The following is a 15,949-nucleotide window of genomic DNA, read 5'->3' as shown; positions in this document are numbered from 1 at the left end:
CGTGACGGTTGCGCTACAAACCCGCAAAATGCAACGATTCTGACAAATACCTGAATAACCATCGTTCCATACTGACCGGGCCTGCTCAATCTATGCGAATGCGCCTTATGTTACTGGGCGGCGGGAATGCCCTCGGGCAGGCGCTGATTCGCCTCGGTGCAGAGGAAGACATCGGTTTCCTCGCACCCAAACCGCCCCAAGACGGCTGGGATGCCGCGAGCCTCACCCAATTGCTCGACGACACACGTCCCGATGCGTTGATCAATCTCGCCTACTATTTCGACTGGTTCCAGGCTGAAGCTGTCAGCGAGACCCGTCTGGCCGCCCAGGAGTTCGCCATCGAACGCTTGGCTGAGCTGTGCCAGCACCACAACATCACCCTGTTGCAACCGTCCAGCTACCGCGTGTTCGATGGCTCCCGCGCCACCGCCTACAGCGAAAAGGACGAGCCGGTGCCCCTGGGTCTGCGCGGCCAGGCGTTGTGGCGCATCGAGCAAAGCGTGCGCGCCACCTGCCCGCAACATGTGTTGCTACGGTTTGGCTGGCTGTTGGATGACAGTCTCGACGGCACCCTCGGACGCTTCCTGGCTCGGGCCGAGAAACCGGATGAGTTACTGATGGCGGATGACCGTCGCGGCAACCCGACGCCGGTGGACGATGCGGCGCGGGTGATCATCTCAGTGCTTAAGCAACTCGATTGCGCGGCGCCGCTGTGGGGCACTTATCACTACGCCGGCCAAGAGGCGACCACGCCGTTGGCGCTGGGCCAGGCGATCCTCACCGAAGCGCGCAGCTACCACTCGCTGGCGATCGAGTCCCCCACCGCCCAGGCCCACGCCGCCCGGCCGGATGCGAGTGAAGAACCGCAACATGCGGTGCTCGCCTGCAAGAAAATCCTCCACACCTTCGGCATCAAGCCACGGGCGTGGCGTGCGGGGTTGCCGGCGTTGCTGGATCGGTTCTACCGCCACGGCTGAAGAAACTTGGGTCCAATGTGGGAGCGGGCTGGCTCGCGAATACGGAATGTCAGTCAAAAGATTTATCGACTGATCCACCGCCTTCGCGAGCAAGCCCGCTCCCACAGGGTTCTGCAGTGTTGCTTAGAACTTGTAGCCAATACCCACCATGTAAACCATCGGGTCCACGTCCACATTGACCTTGGCGCGAGTGCCCGGTGCCACGCCGTTGTTTTCCACGGTGGCCTTGGTGCTGATGTCGATGTAGCGCGCCTGGGCGTTGATCATCCACTTGTCGTTGATCATGTAGTCCGCGCCAATCTGCGCGGCCCAGCCCCAGGAGTTTTCAGCCTTGAAGTTGCTGAAGCCTGCGCCTTGGGCACGGCTGCCGACGTGTTCGTCGTAGATCCAGGTGTAGTTGATACCGGCGCCCACGTACGGTTGGAACGCCGACTTGTTGTCGAGCGGGTAGTACACGACGCTCAGGGTTGGCGGCAGGTGCTTCAGGGTACCGAGCTTGCCGTTGGCCGGGCTCAGGGCGGTGCCCTTGATTTTCACATCATGCTCGAACGGCGTGGCCGCCAGCAGTTCGATACCGACGTGGTTGGTCAGCATGTAGGCGAAGTTCAGGCCCAGCTGGGTGTCGCTGCTCATGGTCGCCTTGCCGCCCAGGTTGGTGCCTGCCAACGGGCCCTGGTCAACTTTGACGTGGCCGCTGTCTGCCTTCGGGTTCACGGTGATTGCACCGGCGCGAACCAGAATGTCGCCCGCTTCGTGAGCGTGTGCGACGGGGGCAACGAGGGCGAGCGCGAAGAGGGACGCGCCGAGCAGAGACTTGTTCATGGGAGCTCCAAAGGACGTTTAAAAGTTGTACGTCCAATGGTAAAGATCGTTCCGCTCGGTCTTTTGACTCAGCTCAATGAAAGGGCGATCAGCCTTATTCAGGCAGCTCGTACATGTAAATTTTCTCGGCATCCATCTGGTAACCGGCATCGGCCAGTTCGCTGGTGGACGGTTTGACTTGCATCGCGCCTTCGATCCAGTACGGCTGATACAGCTCATCGAGCTTCACGCCGACTTCGCTTCTGACGTGCACGATCTGGTTTGACGGCGGCGGCGGCACATGGATGCACGCGCCGAAATACGGCACCAGCAAGAACTCCGTGGTGCGGCCTTCTTCACTGACTTCCAGCGGCACGATATAACCCGGCAGACGGATGTGCTGGCCGTCCAGGCTTTGCACCACCGGTGCGTTGGGTAAGTCCTGCTTGGCCGCTGGCGCCGCCTCGACCGACAAGGCATCAGCCATGTTCGACAAGTCGTGCAGCGGTTTCATGTTGGGGATTTCCGGCGGCGCGTCCGGCGGGATCATCTCCTGCCAGGACAAATCCTTGGGCTGATCTTCCGCCCAGGCCGGAACGGCCACCAGCAGCAACAACGCAAACAGCGCACGACGCATGACTCGTTCCTCAGTAGGTAGCTGCAAGCGATAAGCCTCAAGTAAAAGCCAATCTGCTTGCAGCTTAAAGCTTGAAGCTTAAGGTTGCTGTTCTACAGCCTGACCGACAGGCCATCAGCCAGGGATTGCCGATAGGCGCGCCACGCGGGCACGCTACCCATCAACAGCGCGGCGGCCAGGATACCGGTGAGCAGCGTCCATTCATATTCGCTCGGCCAGGCCATCGGCAGATCCAGACCGTAATTGGCCTGCAGATACCCACGCGAGGCGGCGATGCACACATACAGTAAAGCCACGCCGGCGACCACGCCGGACAGTGCCAGGGCGAAGGCTTCGAAGATCAGCAACGTTGCGATATGCCACGGCCGCGCACCCACCGAACGTAAAATTGCCATTTCGCGGCGTCGTTCGTTGAGGCTGGTGAGAATTGCCGTGAGCATGCCGATCAGTCCGGTAAGCACCACGAACAGCGAGATCACGAACAGCGCTTTTTCGGCGGTGCCCATCATGCTCCACAACTCTTGCAGCGCCACGCCAGGCAGGATCGCCAGCATCGGCTCGCCACGGAATTCGTTGATCTCCCGTTGCAGGGCGAAGGTGGAAATCTTGTTGTTCAGGCCAAGCATGAACGCGGTGATGGCCTGTGGCGTGAGGTCCATATTGCGCGCCTGATCTGCGCTGATGCGGCCTTTGCCCTGAGCCGGTACGCCGTTGTGCCAGTCGATATGAATCGCTTCCATGCCGCCGAGGCTGATGTGCAGCGTGCGGTCCACCGGGGTGCCGGTGCGTTTGAGAATGCCAACCACGGTGAAGGGTTTGTCATCGTGTTTCACCAGGCTGACCACCGCCACGCCATGGGCCAGCACCAGTTTGTCGCCGAGTTTGTAGTGCAGCGCGTCGGCGACTTCGGCGCCGAGCACCACTTCGAATGGATCGGTGGCAAAGGCGCGGCCGCTGGCCAGTTCGAGGTTTTGCTTGCGGCCGTATTGGTAGTGTTCGAAGTAGGATTCGTTGGTGCCCATCACGCGGTAGCCGCGATGGGAGTCGCCGAGGGAAATCGGGATGGCCCATTTCACCTGGGGGCTGGCGGCGAAATGCTCGAAGCTGTCCCAGCGGATGTTGTTGGTGGCGTTGCCGATGCGGAATACCGAGTACAACAGCAGGTTCACCGAGCCGGAGCGGGCGCCGACGATCAGGTCGGTGCCGCTGATGGTGCTGGCAAAGCTGTTGCGCGCTTCAACACGCACGCGCTCCACCGCGAGCAACAAGCAGACTGAAAGCGCGATGGCGAAGGCGGTGAGGATTGCGGTAAAGCGGCGGTTAGCCAGGCTGGCCATGGCTAGACGGAACAGATACATCTCAAACCTCTGCGGGCGTGGCGGCGCGATTGAGTTCGGCCAGCGACAGGTTGCGATCGAACAGCGAAGCCAGGCTCTGGTCGTGGCTGACAAACAACAGGCTGGCGCCTGCTTCACGGCATTCGGCGAACAACAGCTGTAGGAAGGCTTCGCGGGCGTCGTAATCCAGGGCCGAAGTGGGTTCGTCAGCGATCACCAGCTCTGGCTGGCCGATCAATGCACGGGCGGCGGCAACACGTTGTTGCTGGCCTATGGACAGCGAGTCGGCGCGGCGTTCCAGCACGTCTTTGTCTTTCAAGCCCAGGTGCGCGAGCAACGCTGCGGCGGCCTGGTCGACACTGCCGTGGCGCTGCTTTGCCCGTTGCGCACGCAGTTTGGAAAAGTGGCAGGGCAACTCGACGTTCTCGCGCACCGACAGGAATGGCAGCAAGTTGAACTGCTGGAAGATGTAGCCGGTGTGGTCAACGCGGAAACGGTCGCGGGCGCCGGCGCAAAGCTCGGTCAACTCCTGGCCAAGCAGGCGGATACTGCCCCGGCTGGGTTTCTGCACGCCGCCAAGCAGGCCCAGCAGCGTGGTTTTGCCACTGCCGCTCGGGCCCTTGAGAAACAAGGTTTCTCCCGCTTCCAGGCGGAATGTGGGGATGTCCAGCAACTGCGGGTGACCGGGCCAGTTGAAGCCCAGGTCAGACAGTTCGATCAATGCGTGGGTCATGTGGGCTCAGAACTTCAGAGTGGCTGCTGTGGCCGTCGCGTCAACACCTTGCTGGCCGCTCGGGCCGATCAGTTGTACCTGAATTTTCTGGGTGGCGGGGAAGGTCTTGAACACCTGGGTCAGGTCGAGGTTGCTCAGGGCCGTCGGCGTGGCGCAGGTGAACTGGTAGTGGGCGTGGATTTCGCTGTGGTCATGATGGTGTTCGTGGGCGGCCGCGCCTTTACCGTCTGTGGCGTGGTCGTCATCGTCATCATGGTCGGCTTCGGGCTTGTCGCCGAACAACGGGCTGTTGAGTTCCTGGCTGCTGACCACGCAACCGGCACCCTTAGGCAGGTTGAACAGGGCGACAGGGTTTTCCAGCTGTTTGCGCACGGCGGCGACTTTGGCTTTGTCTGCCGGGGTGGTCGCCAAATGTTCGAAACCCACCAGGTTCATTGCCGGGCTGTCCAGTTCCAGCTCCAGGGCCTGGCCGTCGAGCACCGCGTTGAGGCGGCCCACGCCATGTTCGTGGGCGCCAAGGCTGCCGTGTTCATGGTCGTGATCATCATGAGCATGGGCAACCGCCAATGGCAGCAGGGCAAACGGCAAAGCGAGCAACAGACGGCGCATGAGAAGGCTCCAGAACATGAAAGTTTTGTTATGTGATCTTATAACAGTTACCGCAGAGTTTGACCGCCCGCTTGGCGTTGCGCAAGTCGCATGGGAGCATGCCTGTCAGAAAACTGCAGGAGTAAGGACGATGTTGCGAATTCGTGGAACCGTCGGCGACCTGCCGGTGGACTTGACCCTGGAGCTGGACGACGGCGATTGGGCGCGGCTGGGCGCGCAGTTGCAGGCCACACCTGTATCCGCCGCAGCGACAGTGGCACCGGTCAAGCAGAATGACGACCTGTGGCAGAAGGCCCAGGACCTGTTGCGCAAGGCTGGGCAGCTCAGCGGCCTGGAACTGCTGGATCAGTTGGAAGGCTTGGCCGGCGATGCTGCATCAGGCAAGCGCCTGCTGGTGCGCTTGCGCCACAGTTCGAACGTGAAAGTGGCCAGCGGCGCCGATACGCCGCTGTACAGTTGGGTTGGCGATTAGTACAGGGCGGCAAACAATTTGCGGCGGTACGCGGTCACCAGTGGGTGATCATTGCCCAGCAGTTCGAACACCTGCAGCAAGGTCTTGTGTGGCAGGCCTTCGCTGTAGCTGCGGTTGCGGATGAACAGCTTGAGCAAACCTTCCAGCGCGGCGTCGTACTGCTGACGCGCCAGTTGCTGGATCGCCAATTGGTAGGCCGCCTCGTCGTCTTGCGGGTTTTGCGCCAGGCGGCTTTTCAGGTCGGCGGCGTCCGGCAGGTCGGCAGCCTGACGCAGGAAGGTGATCTGCGCCTTGGCGCCGGCGAGGGCGGCTTTGTGGTCGTCGCTTTTAACCGCATCCAGCACGGTCTGGGCTTCGCCCAGTTCACCGCGCTCGGCAAGGCAGCGTGCGTAGAGGATCAGTGCAGCGGCGTTGGTGTTGTCTTCACCCAGCAACGCCACCAGCACGGCTTCGGCATCGCTGACGCGACCTTCGGCAAATAACGCCTGGGCCTGTTCCAACGGATCTGCCGCCGCCGGTGGTGGCATCTGCACATGGGGCTCCAGCATTGCCCGCACGGCCGACTCCGGCTGCGCCCCGGCAAACCCGTCCACTGGCTGGCCATCCTTGAACAACACCACCGTCGGCAGGCTTTGAATGCCAAAGCGCGCGACAATATCCTGCTGGGCTTCGCAATCGACCTTGGCCAGCAGCAGCTCGCCCTGATAACTCTCGGCAATTTTCGCGAGCATCGGCATCAGCGCCTTGCACGGCGCGCACCACTCGGCCCAGAAGTCCACCAGCACGGGTTTTTCGAAGGAGTTCTGGATCACTGCCTGGTCAAAGGTGGCGGTGGTGACATCGAAGATATAAGGCGTGGGCTGACTCATGGGGCGTCTCGAATAAGCGGGAATGGGGCAACTATAAGGGCTTGCTCGCGAAGGTCTCAAGAGCGCCGTGAATGGTACAGACTCACCTTGCGAAACTCCCAAGGCTCCGCCAGATCCGGCAACGTCAGCGCATCAAGAATCGCCAGCCGCTGGTAATCCGGGTGCTGGAAGTCGCGCACGCGCGAATCCGCCACCAACGCTTCGCGGCCACGTGTGAGGAACTGATCCAGCAACGGCAGGTTCGCCCGGTCGTAGAGCACGTCGGCCACCAGGATCAAGTCGAAGCGATCGGCTTCGGCGAAGAAGTCCGCCGAATAACCCAGCTCCACTCCATTGAGTTCGGCATTCGCCCGACAGGACGCCAACGCCAGTGGGTCGAGGTCACAAGCCACCACTTCCAGCGCGCCGGCCTTGACCGCCGCAATCCCGGCCACGCCGGAACCCGCGCCAAAATCCAGTACGCGCTTGCCCACGACCCACTCAGGGGTCGCCGCCAGGTACCGCGCCAATGCGAGGCCGCTGGCCCAGCAGAAACTCCAGTAGGGCGGTTCATGCAGGATGCGCCGGGTTTCCTCGGGGCTGAAGGCACGGTCCATGTTGTCCGCGTCCAGCAGCCATAACGACAACGCTGTGCCCGGCAGCGGGCAGGGCACCAGTTGTGCGTCGCCGATCAGTCCGCTCAGCGCGGCTTGCAGGTCCAGCGGTGGCGTCATGGTGCCTTGACGAGTTGCAGGGGGCCGGTGGTCTGGGTGATCGCCTGGGTGATACGCACGGCGGGCAGGTGCAGGATCAGTTGGCCGGATTGGCTGGCGCGGCCGCGCAGTTCTACCCGTGCACCGGTTGGGAACGCCTCGGGGTTGAAGCGCAGACGGAAGGCCAGGGGCTTGCCGTTGCCGGTCAATACGCTGCTGGCCAGCAATTGTTGCGGGCGCGAACGGTCGTCGATCACCAGCAGCGCCATCTCGACTTCGGCACCCGCCGGAATGTTAGTCAGGCTGCCGCTGATCTCCCGCAGGTAGGCGGGCAGGGGGCCGAGGTCTTCAATGCCGGGGATTTTTTTCTCTTGTGCTGGTGTGGGTTGAGGGGCGGCTGGCTTGGGGGCTTCGCTGCTGCAGGCGACCAGAAAACCGAACAGGGTGAGCAAAACAAGTGGTCGTAGCTGCATGTACGGCTCCAGAAAGGACAAAATCCGTGGCTAAAAAAATATGAAACATAATAGCCAGCCTATATACCGTAAAGGCTATGGCTTGTCTTGCCACAGGGATGCGCTACCATGGCCCTCCCTTTATTTGTTGCCTGCCTACCATGCACTGTCCCTTCTGCGGTGCCAACGACACCAAAGTCATTGACTCGCGTCTGGTCGCCGAGGGCGATCAAGTACGTCGCCGGCGTGAATGCCTGGCCTCTGGCTGCGGTGAACGTTTCACCACCTTCGAAACCGCCGAACTGGTATTGCCACGTCTGATCAAGTCCGACGGCAGCCGCCAGCCTTTCGACGAAGAAAAACTGCGCGCCGGTATGCAACGCGCCCTGGAAAAACGCCCGGTGAGTGTCGAGCGGCTGGAGGCGGCGCTGGTGCATATCAAGCACAAGCTGCGCGCCACCGGCGAACGCGAGGTCAAGAGCCTGGTGGTTGGAGAGCTGGTGATGGGCGAGCTGCAAAAGCTCGACGAAGTTGCCTATATCCGTTTCGCCTCGGTGTATCGACGCTTCCAGGACCTCAATGAGTTCCGCGAAGAAATCGACCGCCTGGCCCGTGAGCCTGCCAAAGAATGACCCCGACATCTACCGAACAAGTCGTGCTCGACGCCCATTACATGGCCCGTGCCCTCGAACTGGCGCGCAAGGGCCTGTACACCACCCATCCCAACCCGCGTGTGGGGTGCGTGATTGTGCGTGACGGGCAGATTGTCGGCGAAGGTTGGCATGAGCGCACCGGCGAACCCCATGCCGAGCCCAACGCCTTGCGCGCTGCCGGTGACAAGGCCCGTGGCGCCACGGTGTACGTGACCCTCGAACCTTGCAGCCATCATGGGCGTACGCCGCCCTGTGCCGATGCGTTGGTCACGGCCGGTGTCGCCCGTGTCGTGGCCGGGATGCAGGACCCGAACCCCGAAGTGGCGGGGCGCGGGATGCAGCGTTTGGCTCAGGCCGGTATCGAGGTGCGGAGCGGCGTGCTGGAAGCCGAAGCGCGCGCGCTCAATCCAGGTTTCCTCAAACGCATGGAGCACGGCCTGCCCTTCGTGCGGGTCAAGCTGGCGATGAGTCTGGACGGCCGCACCGCGATGGCCAGCGGCGAAAGCCAATGGATCACTGGCCCCGCCGCTCGCGCTGCCGTGCAACGTCTGCGCGCCGAGGCCAGTGTGGTGCTGACCGGCGCCGACACGGTGCTGGCCGACGGCGCACGCCTGACCGTGCGCGCCGCCGAACTCGGCCTGGATGAAGCTACCACGGCGCTTGCCATGTCGCGTCCGCCATTGCGCGTGCTGATCGACGGCCGCCTGCGCGTGCCGCTCAATGCACCGTTCTTCAAGGCCGGCCCGGCCCTGGTCATCACCTGCGTGACCTCGGAAAACCAGTTTCCCCGTGGTCCCGAGTGCCTGGTGGTGCCAGGCGTCGACGGCCAGGTCGACCTGCGCTCGGCGCTGGTCGCGCTGGCGGCCCGTGGCGTCAACGAAGTGCTGGTGGAAGCCGGCCCAAGCCTGGCCGGTGCGTTTGCCCAGCAAGGCCTGGTGGATGAATACGTGATTTTCATCGCCGGCAAGTTCCTCGGCTCCGCCGCCCGGCCTTTGTTGGACTGGCCGCTTGAGAAACTGGCCGACGCCCCCCAACTCAAGATCACTGAAATGCGCGCTGTAGGCGACGACTGGCGAGTCACTGCCATCCCTCTACCCGCAGCGAGCGTATAATTCTGACCGGACGCTCAAGTGTCCCGTACCGTTTTCCAGGAGAAGGCCATGTTCACCGGTATTATCGAATCCATCGGCAGCATTCGCGCCATGACGCCAAAAGGCGGCGACGTACGCCTGCTGGTTGAAACCGGCAAGCTCGACCTGGGCGACGTCAAACTGGGCGACAGCATCGCTGTGAGCGGCGTATGCCTCACCGTCATCGAGCTGCCGGGCAATGGCTTCGCCGCCGATGTCAGCCGGGAAACCCTGGACTGCACCGCGATGAACGATCTCAAGGCCGGCAGCCCGGTCAACCTGGAAAAAGCCCTGACCCCGACCACCCGCCTCGGCGGTCACCTGGTCAGCGGCCACGTCGACGGCGTCGGCGAAGTGGTATCGCGCAGCGAAAACGCGCGTGCCGTGGAATTCCGCATCCGCGCACCCAAAGAGCTGGCCAAGTACATCGCCCACAAAGGCTCGATCACCGTCGACGGCACCAGCCTGACCGTGAACGCTGTGAACGGCGCCGAATTCGAACTGACCATCATTCCCCACACCCTCAGCGAAACCATCATGGCGTCGTACCAGCCAGGTCGTCGGGTGAATCTGGAAGTGGACTTGCTTGCCCGTTACCTGGAGCGCCTGTTGCTGGGCGATAAGGCCGCAGAGCCAACGTCCGGGAACATCACCGAAAGTTTTCTGGCCGCTAACGGCTACCTGAAATCCTGACCAAGGGGGTGCCGCGTGGCGCTCAATAGCATCGAAGAACTGGTTGAAGACATCCGCCAAGGCAAGATGGTCATCCTGATGGATGACGAAGACCGCGAGAACGAAGGCGACATCATCATGGCCGCCGAGGCCTGCCAGGCTGAGCACATTAACTTCATGGCCAAGCACGCCCGCGGGCTGATCTGCATGCCCATGAGCCGTGAGCGCTGCGAGTTGCTCAAGCTGCCGTTGATGGCGCCGCGCAATGGCTCGGGTTTTGGCACCAAGTTCACCGTATCGATTGAAGCCACCACCGGTGTCACCACCGGCATCTCCGCTGCCGACCGCGCACGCACCGTGCAGGCCGCCGCCGCGAAAGATGCCAAGGCCGAAGATATCGTCAGCCCCGGTCACATCTTTCCGCTGATGGCCCAGCCGGGTGGCACCCTGGCTCGTGCCGGCCACACCGAAGCTGCCTGCGACCTCGCGCGCATGGCCGGTTTCGAGCCAAGCGGCGTGATCTGCGAAGTGATGAACGACGACGGCACCATGGCCCGTCGAGCCGAACTCGAAGCCTTTGCCGCCGAACACAACATCAAGGTGGGCACCATTGCCGACCTGATCCACTACCGCATGATCCATGAACGTACCGTTCAGCGGATTGCCGAGCAGCCACTGGACAGCGAACTGGGCCAATTCAATTTGGTGACCTACCGTGATTCAGTGGAAGGCGACGTGCACATGGCCCTGACCCTGGGCACCATTTGCGCCGAAGAACCGACCCTTGTGCGCGTGCACAACATGGACCCGTTGCGCGACCTGCTGATGGTCAAGCAACCGGGGCGCTGGAGCCTGCGCGCCGCCATGGCTGCGGTCTCCGAGGCTGGCAGTGGTGTGGTGCTGTTGCTCGGTCACCCGCTGGATGGCGATGTGTTGTTGGCGCATATCCGTGAAACGGCGGACCACGCTCCGGTGAAAAAACCGACCACCTACAGCATCGTCGGCGCCGGTTCGCAGATCCTGCGTGACTTGGGCGTGCGTAAAATGCGCTTGATGAGTGCGCCAATGAAATTTAATGCGATATCCGGTTTCGACTTGGAAGTAGTAGAATACGTGCCCTCCGAATAAAGGCTGGCGATTTTCGCCTCTTTTTTCGCGGTTCAAATATCACTAAGGGACGCGTCATACACGCGTCCCGGCTCTTTAAGAGATTTGTCGAATGACCCTGAAGACCATCGAAGGTACCTTCATCGCACCCAAAGGCCGCTACGCCCTGGTAGTTGGCCGCTTCAACAGCTTCGTGGTTGAAAGCCTGGTAGGCGGTGCCGTGGACGCCTTGGTTCGCCACGGTGTGAGCGAGAGCGACATCACTATCATCCGCGCGCCTGGCGCCTTCGAAATTCCACTGGTTGCGCAAAAAGTTGCCCAGCAGGGTGAGTACGCGGCGATCATCGCCCTGGGCGCGGTCATTCGTGGCGGTACTCCGCACTTCGAATACGTGGCCGGTGAATGCACCAAGGGCCTGGCCCAGGTGTCCATGGAGTTCGGCGTGCCGGTTGCGTTCGGCGTGCTGACCGTGGATTCCATCGAACAAGCCATCGAGCGTTCCGGCACCAAGGCCGGTAACAAAGGCGCTGAAGCTGCCTTGTCCGCCCTGGAAATGGTCAGCCTGCTGTCGCAGTTGGAGGCCAAGTGATTTCCGACGAGAGCGACAACTTCAACCCGCGCGAGCCACGTCCTGCCGATGCCGGCAAGCCGTCCAAGAACGAGAAGCGTCGCGCTGCTCGTCAACTGGCAACCCAGGCGCTGTATCAGCGTCACCTGGCGGGCGCTTCCTTGACCGAGATCGAAGCCCAGTTTCGCGTCGACAACGATTTCACCTTCGCCGACCTGCCGTACTTCCACGACATCCTGCACGGTGTGCATGCGCACCTGAGCGAGATCGACACGGCCCTGGCACCCTGCCTGGACCTGACCATCGAAGAGCTGGACCCGGTTGAACTGTGCGTGATGCGCCTGTCTGCCTGGGAGCTGCTGTATCGCGTCGACGTGCCGTACCGCGTGGTGATCAACGAAGGCATCGAACTGGCGAAAGTCTACGGTTCGACCGACGGCCACAAGTTCGTCAACGGCGTGCTCGACAAGCTGGCTCCACGCCTGCGTGAAGCCGAAGTGAAGGCGTACAAGCGCTAATTCGCGCTTGAGTCCTGATGGGTGAGTTTGAGCTGATCCGCAACTACTTCGCCGCCGCGCCCTGTGCGCAAGGCGGCGAAGGCATTGCCCTGGGGATCGGTGACGACTGTGCCCTGCTGGCGCTCCCTGCCGGGGAGCAGCTGGCGATCTCCACCGATACGCTGGTGGCCGGGGTGCATTTTGCCGACCCCTGTGACCCGTTCCTGCTCGGTCAGCGCTCGTTGGCCGTGGCGGTAAGCGACTTGGCCGCCATGGGCGCCAACCCCCTCGCCTTTACCCTTGCCCTGACCACACCGACGGTCGATGCCGATTGGCTGCAGCGCTATGCCCAGGGTTTGAACCTTATGGCGCAGAACTGTGGCGTGGGCCTGGTGGGCGGGGATACCACCCGTGGACCGTTGACCCTGACCCTGACCGTGTTTGGTCGTGTGCCCGCCGGGCAAGCCTTGACCCGCAGCGGTGCGCAGCCGGGTGACCTGCTGTGTGTTGGCGGCGAGCTGGGCAATGCTGCCGGCGCGCTGCCGTTGGTATTGGGCCAACGCAGCGCCGACGCGGCTATCGCTGACCCGCTGCTGGCCCATTATTGGTCACCGCAACCGCAGCTGGCGTTAGGCCTGGCACTGCGTGGCAAAGCTACATCGGCCATGGATATATCTGACGGGCTGTTGGCCGATTGCGGGCATATCGCCAGGGCATCGGCTGTCAGCCTGTTGGTCGAGTGCCAGAAACTGCCAATGTCTGCAGCCTTACTGGCGTTTGTCGGTGATGATGAGGCCCGGGTGGCCGCGCTCAGCGGAGGCGATGACTACGTGCTGGCATTCACGCTGCCAGCGGCCGAGTTGGCACCTTTGCTGGCGTGTGGATGGCCGATCCATGTGATCGGCCGGGTCGAGGCCGGGCGGGGTGTGACCCTGCTTGACGCCAGCGGGCATGACATCACTCCGGCCATTCATGGCTATCAACATTTCAGCGCGACGCCCTGACCCGGCGAGCTGCGCTACCCTTTAGACGATTATCACCGCATGGGAGGCCGTCACCATGGATGTGCGCCGCTGGCTGCTGATCGTGCTGTGTAGCGTCGCGGCGCTGGTACAGGCCGAGAGTCCTCCCGTTCTTGGCAAGATCGTGCTGGCCAGTGAAGAGTGGAACGACTACACCAACAAAGACGGCAGCGGCCTGGCCTGGGACGTGCTGCGCCAGGTGTTCGAACCCGCCGGGATCACGCTGCAGACGCGCTCGGTGCCCTATACCCGCTCGGTCGGCCTGGCCCAGCGCGGTGAAGTGGATGGCTGGGTGGGTTCCTATCGCGATGAAGCCCAGGGCGTGCTGTACCCCCACTGGAATTTTGACTCCGACCACATCTATGCCCTCGGTCTGGCCAATACGCCGGCGCCGACGGTGGCCACGCTGGGCAATTACCGCCTGGCCTGGGTGCGCGGCTACAAGTACGAGGAGTACTTGCCCAACGTGCACCGCTTCAATCAGATCGAGCGCCGCGACGGTATTTTACCGATGCTGGAACATGCGCGGGCCGACTTTTACATCGATGCGTTGACCGAGGCCAAGTACGTGCTAAATCAGGCGGATGACCCGTCGAAGTTCACACTGACCCACATCGCCGAACTTGCGCTGTACGTTGGGTTTGCCGATAACGAACGGGGCAGGGCCTTGATGGCTGTATTCGACCAGCGTATGGCGGCCCTGGTGAAAAGCGGCGAGTTAAAGGCAGTTTTCGACCGCTGGAAGCAGCCCTATCCCTTCTGACCTGCATAGAACCAGGGCGAAGGCCAATCGAACCTATTGATCTTTATCAGCGATAATTCAGCTTAAGCGTCTGTAGGAACCTGCTGTTACAATGGCCGCCATCGTAAAAACTGAAATCAGGAGCACACGGTGCCCGTCGTTTTCGTCGCCGCTTCCAAGCTGCCTACCCCTTTTGCCACGTTCACCATGAACGGCTTTCTCGAAGAAGCCACCGGGCGCGAGCACGTTGTACTGAGCCTGGGCGACATCGCTGATGGCGTGCCGGTGCTGGGTCGCGTGCATTCCGAATGCCTGACCGGCGACGCGTTGTTCAGCCAGCGTTGCGACTGCGGTTCGCAACTGGAAGCCGCGATGCGGGCCATCGCCCGTGAAGGCCGTGGCGTGTTGCTGTACCTGCGTCAGGAAGGCCGTGGCATTGGCCTGATGAACAAGATCCGCGCCTACGAGCTGCAAGATGGCGGCGCCGATACCGTCGAGGCCAACGAGCGCCTGGGCTTTGCCGCCGACCAGCGTGACTATGCGATCTGCCTGCCCATGCTGGAGCACCTGGGCGTCAAATCCCTGCGCCTGATGACCAACAATCCGCGCAAGGTCAAAGCCTTGACCGACATGGGCATCACCGTGGCCGAGCGCGTGCCGCTGCACACCGGGCACAACCCGCACAACAAGCTTTACCTGGCGACCAAGGCCAGCAAGCTCGACCACATGATGGGCAACGAGCATCAGGGCGAGGTCGACCGCGCGTGACCCGTGGCCAGGTGAAACGGCGACTGTCCTTCAACTGGTGGCAGTACCTGGCCCTGGCGCTGCTCCCTCTGTTCGTGATCAACCTGGTGTTCGGCCAAGCCGAATCGCTGCTGCCAGTGCTGGCCATGCCATTCTTCATTGCCGGCGTGGCCTCGATGTTTCTCAGCCTGCGTTACTTCAACGGCTATAAACACGCGTTGATTGCCACTTCCAAAGCCCTCGATACCGCCGAAGAGCCGGCTGCCTGGATCACCCTGGCGGCGCGTCGTCGCACGGCGTTGCTGGTGGCCGCCGTACCGGCATGGATCGGGGCGTTGTCGGTATTCGTCGGTTTGGAGGCGGTGCCGCTGTTCCTGTTGGCGCTGTCGACCGTGGTGCTGTTCTACCTCTACCGCATTCCCCGTCAACTGGGATGATTCGTCACTGGCTGGCCGTGTTGCTGGTATTCAGTGCCCAAGCGCTGGCGGCCGAGCGTGTTGTGAGCCTAGCGCCGTCCCTCTCTGAAATCATGGTCGAACTGGGCGCAGCCGATGTGCTGGTGGGCGTACTCGACGGCGGTGATCGCCCGGCCGCCTTGGAACACGTGCCGTCAGTGGGGCATTACGGCCAATTGGACATGGAACGGCTGCTCAGCCTCAAACCCGATTTGATCCTGCTGTGGCCCGGCAGCGTGGGCCCGGCCCAGCGTGAGCAGTTGCAGCGGCTGAACATTCCGGTCTACGTCGCTGAACCCCATAATCTTGAACAGCTTACCACCCAGGTTCAGGCCATCGCCGAGCAATTGGGTCGTCCTGAGGCCGGTCGTCAATTGGCCGCGCAATTACGCCAACGCCTGGCCGGGCTACGCCAGCGCTATCAGCGCGCCGAACCATTGGGCGTGTTTTACCAAGTGTGGAACCAGCCGCTGTATACCGTGGGTGGCGGGCAGATCATCAGCGATGCGCTGAGTGTGTGCGGTGCGCGTAATGTGTTTGATGACCTCAAGCTGCCGGCGCCGCAGGTGAGCATTGAGTCGGTGTTGCAGCGTGACCCCGAGATGATCTTGGTGGGCGACCAGGCTCAGAAGGATGCGTGGAAGGTCTGGCCGGCGATGGCCGGACGGGTGCGGCTGGTGCCAGATAAAGGCCTGGAGCGGCCCAGCGGGCAGATGCTGGAAGCGGTGGCGCGGTTGTGTCAGGTGATTGCACCCAACAAGTGATACCGCTTTCGCG

The 15,949-nt window shown here is 62.2% G+C and carries 21 protein-coding genes; 13 read left to right on the top strand and 8 right to left on the bottom strand.

The window, feature by feature from the left end:
• The first annotated feature begins 92 nt into the window (after positions 1–92).
• A complete protein-coding gene (locus LVW35_RS25480; RefSeq protein WP_233892542.1) occupies positions 93–977 on the top strand; it encodes a sugar nucleotide-binding protein in 885 nt (294 codons plus the stop codon).
• Between the two features lie 123 nt (positions 978–1,100).
• Here LVW35_RS25480 and LVW35_RS25475 read toward each other — a convergent pair whose 3' ends face one another.
• The 5 genes from LVW35_RS25475 to LVW35_RS25455 form a co-directional block, all read right to left on the bottom strand.
• Positions 1,101–1,799, bottom strand: a complete 699-nt coding sequence (locus tag LVW35_RS25475) for an OmpW/AlkL family protein (protein WP_016978527.1) — start codon at positions 1,797–1,799, stop codon at positions 1,101–1,103.
• Between the two features lie 94 nt (positions 1,800–1,893).
• Positions 1,894–2,415, bottom strand: coding sequence for a DUF3299 domain-containing protein (locus tag LVW35_RS25470; RefSeq protein WP_233892541.1), 522 nt, complete (start codon positions 2,413–2,415; stop codon positions 1,894–1,896).
• A 92-nt stretch (positions 2,416–2,507) separates the two neighbouring features.
• Positions 2,508–3,773, bottom strand: a complete 1,266-nt coding sequence (locus LVW35_RS25465) for an ABC transporter permease (RefSeq protein ID WP_233892540.1) — start codon at positions 3,771–3,773, stop codon at positions 2,508–2,510.
• Position 3,774: 1 nt separating this feature from the next.
• Positions 3,775–4,485 carry an ABC transporter ATP-binding protein gene (locus LVW35_RS25460; protein ID WP_233892539.1) on the bottom strand — a complete coding sequence of 237 codons (711 nt, stop codon included), beginning with the start codon at positions 4,483–4,485 and terminating at the stop codon, positions 3,775–3,777.
• 6 nt (positions 4,486–4,491) lie between these two features.
• Positions 4,492–5,094 (bottom strand): DUF2796 domain-containing protein, encoded by a 603-nt coding sequence (locus LVW35_RS25455; RefSeq protein ID WP_233892538.1) that lies wholly within the window; start codon positions 5,092–5,094, stop codon positions 4,492–4,494.
• Positions 5,095–5,224: 130 nt separating this feature from the next.
• On the opposite strand from LVW35_RS25455, the gene LVW35_RS25450 reads away from it, so the two are divergent.
• A complete protein-coding gene (locus LVW35_RS25450) occupies positions 5,225–5,566 on the top strand; it encodes a hypothetical protein (protein WP_233892537.1) in 342 nt (113 codons plus the stop codon).
• Here LVW35_RS25450 and trxA read toward each other — a convergent pair.
• Genes trxA through LVW35_RS25435 form a run of 3 tightly spaced genes read right to left on the bottom strand, consistent with a single transcriptional unit; the run spans position 5,563 to position 7,600 of the window.
• Positions 5,563–6,435 carry a thioredoxin gene (gene trxA / locus LVW35_RS25445; protein ID WP_233892536.1) on the bottom strand — a complete coding sequence of 291 codons (873 nt, stop codon included), beginning with the start codon at positions 6,433–6,435 and terminating at the stop codon, positions 5,563–5,565. The genes LVW35_RS25450 and trxA overlap by 4 nt on opposite strands.
• A gap of 56 nt (positions 6,436–6,491) precedes the next feature.
• A complete protein-coding gene (locus tag LVW35_RS25440; RefSeq protein ID WP_233892535.1) occupies positions 6,492–7,148 on the bottom strand; it encodes a class I SAM-dependent methyltransferase in 657 nt (218 codons plus the stop codon).
• Positions 7,145–7,600, bottom strand: a complete 456-nt coding sequence (locus LVW35_RS25435; protein WP_233892534.1) for a YbaY family lipoprotein — start codon at positions 7,598–7,600, stop codon at positions 7,145–7,147. The genes LVW35_RS25440 and LVW35_RS25435 overlap by 4 nt, the downstream gene beginning before the upstream one ends.
• A gap of 140 nt (positions 7,601–7,740) precedes the next feature.
• Between LVW35_RS25435 and nrdR the strand changes: the two genes are divergently transcribed.
• From nrdR to LVW35_RS25380, 11 genes are all read left to right on the top strand, one after another.
• The gene (nrdR, locus tag LVW35_RS25430; RefSeq protein WP_015886108.1) at positions 7,741–8,211 is read left to right on the top strand and encodes a transcriptional regulator NrdR; all 471 of its coding nucleotides are present in this window, start codon (positions 7,741–7,743) and stop codon (positions 8,209–8,211) included.
• Positions 8,208–9,344, top strand: a complete 1,137-nt coding sequence (ribD, locus tag LVW35_RS25425) for a bifunctional diaminohydroxyphosphoribosylaminopyrimidine deaminase/5-amino-6-(5-phosphoribosylamino)uracil reductase RibD (protein WP_233892533.1) — start codon at positions 8,208–8,210, stop codon at positions 9,342–9,344. The genes nrdR and ribD overlap by 4 nt, the downstream gene beginning before the upstream one ends.
• A 48-nt stretch (positions 9,345–9,392) precedes the next feature.
• Positions 9,393–10,055: a riboflavin synthase gene (locus LVW35_RS25420; RefSeq protein WP_233892532.1), complete on the top strand. Its 663-nt coding sequence runs from the start codon at positions 9,393–9,395 to the stop codon at positions 10,053–10,055.
• A gap of 15 nt (positions 10,056–10,070) precedes the next feature.
• On the top strand, positions 10,071–11,162 hold the full coding sequence (gene ribBA, locus LVW35_RS25415) for a bifunctional 3,4-dihydroxy-2-butanone-4-phosphate synthase/GTP cyclohydrolase II (RefSeq protein ID WP_058424588.1): 1,092 nt from the start codon (positions 10,071–10,073) through the stop codon (positions 11,160–11,162).
• A gap of 91 nt (positions 11,163–11,253) precedes the next feature.
• Positions 11,254–11,730 carry a 6,7-dimethyl-8-ribityllumazine synthase gene (ribH, locus tag LVW35_RS25410; protein ID WP_065942242.1) on the top strand — a complete coding sequence of 159 codons (477 nt, stop codon included), beginning with the start codon at positions 11,254–11,256 and terminating at the stop codon, positions 11,728–11,730.
• Complete coding sequence (nusB, locus tag LVW35_RS25405; protein ID WP_233892531.1) at positions 11,727–12,227, top strand: transcription antitermination factor NusB; 501 nt, start codon at positions 11,727–11,729, stop codon at positions 12,225–12,227. The genes ribH and nusB overlap by 4 nt, the downstream gene beginning before the upstream one ends.
• A gap of 17 nt (positions 12,228–12,244) precedes the next feature.
• Entirely contained in the window at positions 12,245–13,210 is a 966-nt protein-coding gene (gene thiL, locus LVW35_RS25400) for a thiamine-phosphate kinase (RefSeq protein WP_233892530.1), read from the top strand.
• A gap of 55 nt (positions 13,211–13,265) precedes the next feature.
• Complete coding sequence (locus LVW35_RS25395) at positions 13,266–13,991, top strand: substrate-binding periplasmic protein (RefSeq protein ID WP_233892529.1); 726 nt, start codon at positions 13,266–13,268, stop codon at positions 13,989–13,991.
• Between the two features lie 129 nt (positions 13,992–14,120).
• Positions 14,121–14,738 (top strand): GTP cyclohydrolase II, encoded by a 618-nt coding sequence (gene ribA, locus LVW35_RS25390; RefSeq protein WP_233892528.1) that lies wholly within the window; start codon positions 14,121–14,123, stop codon positions 14,736–14,738.
• Complete coding sequence (locus LVW35_RS25385; RefSeq protein ID WP_233892527.1) at positions 14,735–15,154, top strand: MFS transporter; 420 nt, start codon at positions 14,735–14,737, stop codon at positions 15,152–15,154. The genes ribA and LVW35_RS25385 overlap by 4 nt, the downstream gene beginning before the upstream one ends.
• On the top strand, positions 15,151–15,936 hold the full coding sequence (locus LVW35_RS25380) for a cobalamin-binding protein (protein ID WP_233892526.1): 786 nt from the start codon (positions 15,151–15,153) through the stop codon (positions 15,934–15,936). Before LVW35_RS25385 ends, LVW35_RS25380 begins: the two co-directional genes overlap by 4 nt.
• Positions 15,937–15,949 lie beyond the last annotated feature (13 nt).

Source organism: Pseudomonas sp. HN11 (assembly GCF_021390155.1).
In the GTDB taxonomy this organism is placed as follows: domain Bacteria; phylum Pseudomonadota; class Gammaproteobacteria; order Pseudomonadales; family Pseudomonadaceae; genus Aquipseudomonas.
Note: the sequence above shows the minus strand (reverse complement) of the source record. Positions and strands in the feature narration are given on the sequence as shown.

Coding starts and splice junctions, on each gene's coding strand:
- LVW35_RS25450 (WP_233892537.1), top strand. CDS start 5,225: ATGTTGCGAATTCGTGGAACCGTCGGCGACCTGCCGGTGGACTTGACC.
- LVW35_RS25460 (WP_233892539.1), bottom strand. CDS start 4,485: ATGACCCACGCATTGATCGAACTGTCTGACCTGGGCTTCAACTGGCCC.
- LVW35_RS25435 (WP_233892534.1), bottom strand. CDS start 7,600: ATGCAGCTACGACCACTTGTTTTGCTCACCCTGTTCGGTTTTCTGGTC.
- LVW35_RS25395 (WP_233892529.1), top strand. CDS start 13,266: ATGGATGTGCGCCGCTGGCTGCTGATCGTGCTGTGTAGCGTCGCGGCG.
- LVW35_RS25475 (WP_016978527.1), bottom strand. CDS start 1,799: ATGAACAAGTCTCTGCTCGGCGCGTCCCTCTTCGCGCTCGCCCTCGTT.
- LVW35_RS25465 (WP_233892540.1), bottom strand. CDS start 3,773: ATGTATCTGTTCCGTCTAGCCATGGCCAGCCTGGCTAACCGCCGCTTT.
- LVW35_RS25455 (WP_233892538.1), bottom strand. CDS start 5,094: ATGCGCCGTCTGTTGCTCGCTTTGCCGTTTGCCCTGCTGCCATTGGCG.
- LVW35_RS25440 (WP_233892535.1), bottom strand. CDS start 7,148: ATGACGCCACCGCTGGACCTGCAAGCCGCGCTGAGCGGACTGATCGGC.
- LVW35_RS25480 (WP_233892542.1), top strand. CDS start 93: ATGCGAATGCGCCTTATGTTACTGGGCGGCGGGAATGCCCTCGGGCAG.
- ribD (WP_233892533.1), top strand. CDS start 8,208: ATGACCCCGACATCTACCGAACAAGTCGTGCTCGACGCCCATTACATG.
- LVW35_RS25380 (WP_233892526.1), top strand. CDS start 15,151: ATGATTCGTCACTGGCTGGCCGTGTTGCTGGTATTCAGTGCCCAAGCG.
- LVW35_RS25420 (WP_233892532.1), top strand. CDS start 9,393: ATGTTCACCGGTATTATCGAATCCATCGGCAGCATTCGCGCCATGACG.
- LVW35_RS25470 (WP_233892541.1), bottom strand. CDS start 2,415: ATGCGTCGTGCGCTGTTTGCGTTGTTGCTGCTGGTGGCCGTTCCGGCC.
- nrdR (WP_015886108.1), top strand. CDS start 7,741: ATGCACTGTCCCTTCTGCGGTGCCAACGACACCAAAGTCATTGACTCG.
- ribH (WP_065942242.1), top strand. CDS start 11,254: ATGACCCTGAAGACCATCGAAGGTACCTTCATCGCACCCAAAGGCCGC.
- trxA (WP_233892536.1), bottom strand. CDS start 6,435: ATGAGTCAGCCCACGCCTTATATCTTCGATGTCACCACCGCCACCTTT.
- thiL (WP_233892530.1), top strand. CDS start 12,245: ATGGGTGAGTTTGAGCTGATCCGCAACTACTTCGCCGCCGCGCCCTGT.